1 protein-coding gene is annotated in these 482 nt (G+C 53.7%); it reads right to left on the bottom strand.

Translation table 11 applies throughout. The features are described from left to right. Positions 1–55 precede the first annotated feature (55 nt). Positions 56–482, bottom strand: a 427-nt coding sequence (locus KDM89_RS19645) for an SIS domain-containing protein (RefSeq protein ID WP_212689577.1), incomplete at its 5' end; no start/stop codon positions are given.

Here is a 482-nt window from a genome sequence, read left to right as displayed (position 1 = left end):
ATATGCGGCGACAGACCGCATTGTAAGGTCTGTGCCGGTGAATGAACAGCAGCGTTCAGCTATCGAGGTGAGAGATCAGCAAATGGCTCAGGCGCGAAGCCTCACGCGCACGACTCTCAGAGGGGCTGACACCGGCATCCATAGACAAACCGACAGCAAGAATGTCGATCAACAATAATTGCAAAATGCGGGAAATCATGGACAGGAAGGTCGCATTGTCTTCGGTATGATTGACCGCCAGGCAAACACTGGCCAGGCGTGCCAGAGGCGACTGATGTGGTGCAATCGCAATCACATCTGCGCCAGCAGCCAGAGCCGCTTCGGTCGCATGCAGCAATTCTGGCAATTTACCGGAATTTGACACGACGATCACCACATCGCCAGGATTGAGCAACTCTGCCGCCATGCTGAACAAATGCGCATCGCCATAGCTAGCGGTAGGAATACGGAAGCGAAAGAATTTATGCTGTCCATCGAGTGCC

Source organism: Cognatundibacterium luofuense (assembly GCF_018139685.1).
Classification (GTDB): domain Bacteria; phylum Pseudomonadota; class Gammaproteobacteria; order Burkholderiales; family Burkholderiaceae_D; genus Undibacterium; species Undibacterium luofuense.
Note: the sequence above shows the minus strand (reverse complement) of the source record. Positions and strands in the feature narration are given on the sequence as shown.